General features: G+C 45.9%; 1 protein-coding gene. It reads right to left on the bottom strand.

Annotation, left to right across the window (positions count from 1 at the left end):
- The coding region (locus AB4653_RS02320) for a LysR substrate-binding domain-containing protein (RefSeq protein ID WP_372103232.1) at positions 1-503 on the bottom strand (503 nt) is incomplete at both ends.

Raw genomic sequence — 503 nt, forward strand, 5'->3', positions numbered from 1 at the left:
CTTATCCCCTTGCAGTGAGATCTGGCCGAGTTGGCTACTCAATAAATCATCAACGGTGATCTCTTTATCCGCCAGAGGGTGGTCTTTGCTCATCAATAACCGATAATCGCGACTGATTACGAACATTCGATACAAGTTTTGTTCAGAACTTAATGGTTCATGCGTCGACAATACAAAGTGCGCATCACCTGATAACAGAGGTTCAAAGTGTCGCTTAGGAATCGAGTCGATATCGACAACCATATTCGGCGCTTGCTTGCGGATTTGTGCCACGACTTTTGGCAAAAGGTGTGAAACCTGAGGAACCAAGCCAAAGAACCGAACGGTACTATTACTCGTCTCCGGTTCAAATACGTCTCCATGGACCAATTTCTCAAGGCGTGTGAGCACAGAATTGAGGTCTTGCTTGATGACTTCTGCTTTCGGGGTTAGCTCATAACCATAGGCTGCGCGGACTAACAAGTCATCGTTGAATACCGTTCGTAGTTTTTGTAGTGAACGAC

The sequence above is a fragment of the Vibrio sp. 10N.222.48.A3 genome, assembly GCF_041475345.1.
GTDB classification, from domain to species: Bacteria; Pseudomonadota; Gammaproteobacteria; order Enterobacterales; family Vibrionaceae; genus Vibrio; species Vibrio tasmaniensis_A.